The organism is Rhizobium sp. Leaf371 (assembly GCF_001424045.1).
Taxonomy (GTDB): domain Bacteria; phylum Pseudomonadota; class Alphaproteobacteria; order Rhizobiales; family Rhizobiaceae; genus Ferranicluibacter.
This window is the reverse complement of record NZ_LMQB01000018.1, coordinates 1-4,738: the sequence shown is the minus strand read 5'-3', so window position 1 is coordinate 4,738 and position 4,738 is coordinate 1. Positions and strand designations below refer to the sequence as shown.

Below are 4,738 nucleotides of genomic sequence, written 5' to 3'. Positions count from 1 at the left end.
TGCGCTCCGCAGGTACCGGACGAACTGAGCCGACACCGCTGCATCTGCTACCGCTATACCTCCGCGGGGACGATGCACGTCTGGGAGTTCGTGTCGGGAGAGAGCATCTTCCAACTGCCCGTTGCCGGATCGTTTGTCACAAACGACATCGACGTCATGAGGGACGCCGCCGCCTCCGGGGTGGGCGTGGCTTGCCTGCCTGCCCCGCATGTCGAGGAGCATCTCAAGTCCGGTGCACTGGTCGAAGTTTTGCGCGGTTGGGCGCCAATCTTGCCCCCCAACCACCTATACTATCCCCATCGTCGACAGCCAAGTGCCGCTTTCCAAGCTTTCATCGGGGCGATGCGAGTCCCGAGCGAAGGCCTGAAGGCGTTGCAGACACAGTCGGGACTGACCACCACACCGGCTTCGAAGTCAGGCTGGCTTGTCGGCTGCGAAAGCAATGCCCTTCTGCGCGCGAATTGCTTCGAGGCGGCGAATGAGCGCGGCCTCTATGTTCTCGTAAGCCGTGCTGCCGAGCGCGAGCCGCAATGGCGGATGTTCCGAGTCCCCTGCCTCGATCATTGTGTCGACTGTGAGCCTGGCATCGCCCTTGATGGCGAAACTGCCCGTGACCACGCCGCGGCGCATGTCGCCCGACGGCGTCGCGTCATAGACCTCCGTCGCCTCGGCTTGGTCGAGGCCCTCGCCGAAGTTCGTGGCGGTCGGCCCTGGCTCGACGAGCACACAGTCGATACCGAACGGAGCGACCTCCTGCGCGACGGCCTCGATGAACCCTTCGATGCCCCACTTTGTGGCGTGGTAGAGGCCGAAGGCCGGATAGGCGACCTGACCTCCCTCCGAGGACACCTGCATAATGCGTCCGCCGCCTTGCGCTCGTAGATGAGGAAGGCTGGCCCGGATCAGCTGTATTGATCCGACGAGGTTCGTCGCGATCTGCCGCTCGATCTGCTCGTCACTGACCTCCTCAGCTGCGCCGAACAGTCCGTAGCCTGCGTTGCTGACGACGACGTCGATCCGCACCTGCGAGGTGAAGGCATCATCGACTACCCTGCGAACAGCATGTGTGTCAGTGACGTCGAGTACCAACACCCTCAGATGTTCCCCGTACCTTGTTGCCAGATCGTCTAGTGCGTCCGAACGGCGGACTGTCGCGACAACGCGGTCGCCGCGCTCAAGCAGCTTCTCCGTCATGATGCGACCGAGGCCGGACGAGCCGCCTGTGATTAGCCATGTCTTCATCTTCATCTCCATCTGTGTCGACCAGGCCAATCTAGCGATTACCGAAAGATGAGATAAGCTCACCGAATGAGCATGACCCGGTGAAGGAACTACACCAATGCGCAAGCCTAGTTTCGTTGAGCTTTCGGCTTTTGCCGCCGTCGCCCGCCACCGGAGTTTCCGGCAGGCGGCCGACACGCTTGGCACGTCCCGCTCGGCGCTCAGCCACACCTTGATCGGTCTTGAGCAGACGCTGGGAGTTCGTCTCCTCAATCGCACGACAAGGAGTGTGTCGCCGACCGAGGCAGGAGATGAGCTCCTGCGCCGGATCATCCCGGTGCTTCGGGACCTTGACGAGGCTCTCGATGCTGTAACGGGAGAGGCTGGCGCCATCGCAGGCACCTTGCGGATCAATTGTGGAACAGCATCTGCGGAGCTGCTCCTGAGAACCGCCGTTCCGATCTTTACCGAGCGTTGTCCCGGGGTCACCCTTGATCTTATCACCGACGGCCGATTGATTGACATCGTTGAAGGAGGATTCGACGCGGGCGTTCGCCTCCGCGAGACTGTGCCGCAGGACATGATCGCCGTTTCGTTCGGCGGCGACGTTCGCTTCCTGGCGGTCGCGGCCCCCGATTATCTCAAGCGTCGTGGAAACCCACTCGTTCCGGACGACTTGCGGGGACACCGCTGTATCCGCCACCGGATGCCGAGCGGAAAACTCTACCGATGGGAGTTCGAAAGACAAGGAGAGGAGATCGTCATCGACGTACCCGGTTCGCTGACGCTCGACGATAACCGTTTAATGGTCGGGGCGGCGGTGGACGGACTTGGGATCGCGTTCGTGGCCGAGTCTTTCGCCCTGGCCGAGCTACGAGCGGGCCGTCTTGTCGCGCTGCTGGAGGATTGGTGCCCTGCCTACCCGGGGCTCTGCCTTTACTATCCCGGGCGTCGTCACGTGCCAGCCGCGCTAAGGGCGTTCATTGATGTGCTGAAAGATGGCGGCTGAGAAGTAAGTCGTCGATGGCGCCTGTCTCACACCGCGCCGTCAAACGGCAGGGAAAGATCGACCTTCTACGAAGGCCTACCATGCGGGCGCACTTGTGGGGTGTTTCGAGACGGTCGAGATGAACGCAGGAAACCGGCGAAGACGTCGTAGGTCCCGGTGATATCGTGGCGCAACTGGTAACGAGTATGGTTGCCGGTCAAGCGACTCCTCCTAGTTTGGAGGCGTACCGCTCTATCATGCGCAACACTCCGCATGTCGCATGGATTCGCTCGTGTCGCCGGCCGCCCGCAGAAAACATCCCTTGCCTGCTTGTGCGCCCTCAACACCTAACCGAGCCTGTCTAACGCAGCTTCGATGCTGGCACGCTTGTCAGCCGGGCAGGCTTCGATACGCACGCTGGCGCCAGTTCGGTTCTGAGTTGGTTGCTTCGCGATCTCACGCTCAGACAAAACGCACGCGATCCAGCCCGTCTTTGGCGTAAAGCCATAGGTAGCTTTTACTTCTTGCTGAATTGCTCTGTACGTTGCCATGTGACCCTCCCAAGTCTGACGATGCGCCGAAAGCGCACGAGTAGTCGGGCAAANCATAGGTAGCTTTTACTTCTTGCTGAATTGCTCTGTACGTTGCCATGTGACCCTCCCAAGTCTGACGATGCGCCGAAAGCGCACGAGTAGTCGGGCAAACGGTAACGACGAGTTGTGCTGCAAGTCCGATTTTTGGTAGATCAGCACCGGGTCACAGCGTGTGCGGCGGTATTCCGAACGACAGTCCCCGCTTTCGCCAAGCCATATTGAGCTTGTCGACGATTTCGATGACCGGCGTTTCCGGGAATTCATCACGAAGCTCATGCGCCAGCTTCATGCGGTCGAGCATTTTGGTCGGATTTTTCGCTGCATGATCAGCTTGATTGTTGACTTCTGCCATCAGGTCATGGGTCATATTGGGTCCAGACTCAAAAGGAACGCGCTGGCCAAGGAATCTCAGTCAGTCTGTTGTGGGGTGTTCGGTTGATGAAAGCCGGCTGCCATAATGGGATGAACCTCTATCGGAACCTTGTCCAATCACGTGRAGAAACCCGGCGCTCTCCGCCGGGCTTCAAGCTCACCCGACCCAAGCTGAACCCCTCCAGCCAAGCCGTGCGCATTTCCAGCTGATTGTGTAGAAATGGGAAGTCGCTGACGAATGAGGTCATCTTCCGGCCCGCGACTTCTCCAAGTCGCAGGGCTTCGTCTCGATCTTCACCAACAAAGCTCATTTGTCCCTCCTCGTTGCGCGTGGGGGAACTATGTGATGNGCCGGCCCGCGACTTCTCCAAGTCGCAGGGCTTCGTCTCGATCTTCACCAACAAAGCTCATTTGTCCCTCCTCGTTGCGCGTGGGGGAACTATGTGATGGCACCGATYGCGACAAGTGCTCTGAGCGAACTAGCCRGCAGATGATGGGACGTCGCTTCATCTAATGATGGGTAACGTTGTTGCGCAAGTAGACCTGCAGCTTGATCGGGTCATAWCCGAATTCTTTGCTGTAGGTCTGAATGAGGCGCGCCAGGAATACCTGCGATTCTCCGGCAGCAGCATGCATCTGCAAGTGCCGAACACAGTCTGCGAATGTCGGTTTCATTGCGCACCTAGTTCCGGATGGAGGACTGGGAAAGAAGCCGTCATGGTGCTGATTACCCGCTTTAGATCACGGCCAGAAGCAGGGCGATCGCCAAGCCGACGAGCATGAGGCACTGACGAGCATGAGGCACTCCACCACGACGAGCAGCACGCGGCGCATCTTGAAGGAACGCCGCCCTGCCAGTGGCGAGAGAGTATGATCGAACGCTTTATGACTTCTAAAGCATTTTGCATTTATTCGGCCTCATATCCTGCTGCTTTGAAGAAGTTGCGGCATTCTGTGATGGAGAAGAGATCGCAGATGTCGCCAAGCGCATTTGAGATTGCATCGAAAGAACGGGCTGCGCGTTTCCGCAACAGGGTCTTAAGCTTTGAAAAGGCCATTTCGATGGGATTGAGGTCCGGAGAATAAGGTGGGAGGAAGAGAAGCCATGCACCTCGTGCCCTGACCAATTCTTCTGCTCGCGGACTTTTGTGAAAGGCGACATTGTCGAGGATCAGCACGTCGCCTAGCGACAAGGTCGGGGCGAGTTGAGTTTCGATCCACGTTTCGAAGATGCGGCCGTTCATTGGCGCATTGACGATCCAGGGTGCCGTCAAGCCATGACAGCGCAGACCGGCGATGAAGGTCTGGGTTTTCCAGGAGCCGAACGGCGCTTGGGTGCGATAGCGCTTCCCCCTTGGCGACCAGCCCCTTCGTTTCGTCAGCTTGGTATTGGTCGAGGTCTCATCGATAAAGATCAGTCGCGCCAATGCCTTGTTGAAGAATGGCTTTCGCCGGTCGATCCACATGTCACGCGCTTGGGCGATCTCCGGCCGCAACTGCTCGGCGGCCTGCAGGCTTTTTTTTATGGCTCAGCCCAAGCCGATGCAGACATCGGCTGGCCGTC

Annotated in this window: 4 protein-coding genes; 1 reads left to right on the top strand and 3 read right to left on the bottom strand. The window is 58.9% G+C overall.

The window, feature by feature from the left end; all coding sequences use genetic code 11:
• Window positions 1–414: 414 nt before the first annotated feature.
• Window positions 415–1,242 (bottom strand): SDR family oxidoreductase, encoded by an 828-nt coding sequence (locus ASG39_RS10680; protein WP_062595006.1) that lies wholly within the window; start codon window positions 1,240–1,242, stop codon window positions 415–417.
• Between the two features lie 97 nt (window positions 1,243–1,339).
• Between ASG39_RS10680 and ASG39_RS10675 the strand changes: the two genes are divergently transcribed.
• On the top strand, window positions 1,340–2,230 hold the full coding sequence (locus ASG39_RS10675) for a LysR family transcriptional regulator (RefSeq protein WP_062595005.1): 891 nt from the start codon (window positions 1,340–1,342) through the stop codon (window positions 2,228–2,230).
• A gap of 735 nt (window positions 2,231–2,965) precedes the next feature.
• Here the strand turns inward: ASG39_RS10675 and ASG39_RS10670 are convergent.
• Window positions 2,966–3,169 carry a hypothetical protein gene (locus ASG39_RS10670; protein WP_062595004.1) on the bottom strand — a complete coding sequence of 68 codons (204 nt, stop codon included), beginning with the start codon at window positions 3,167–3,169 and terminating at the stop codon, window positions 2,966–2,968.
• Window positions 3,170–4,082: 913 nt separating this feature from the next.
• Window positions 4,083–4,640: an IS630 family transposase gene (locus ASG39_RS10660; RefSeq protein ID WP_062595002.1), complete on the bottom strand. Its 558-nt coding sequence runs from the start codon at window positions 4,638–4,640 to the stop codon at window positions 4,083–4,085.
• Window positions 4,641–4,738: the final 98 nt, after the last annotated feature.

Bases quoted from the DNA above. Each gene is read 5' to 3' on its own strand.
- ASG39_RS10680 (WP_062595006.1), bottom strand. From the start codon at position 1,242: ATGAAGACATGGCTAATCACAGGCGGCTCGTCCGGCCTCGGTCGCATC.
- ASG39_RS10675 (WP_062595005.1), top strand. From the start codon at position 1,340: ATGCGCAAGCCTAGTTTCGTTGAGCTTTCGGCTTTTGCCGCCGTCGCC.
- ASG39_RS10670 (WP_062595004.1), bottom strand. From the start codon at position 3,169: ATGACCCATGACCTGATGGCAGAAGTCAACAATCAAGCTGATCATGCA.
- ASG39_RS10660 (WP_062595002.1), bottom strand. From the start codon at position 4,640: ATGTGGATCGACCGGCGAAAGCCATTCTTCAACAAGGCATTGGCGCGA.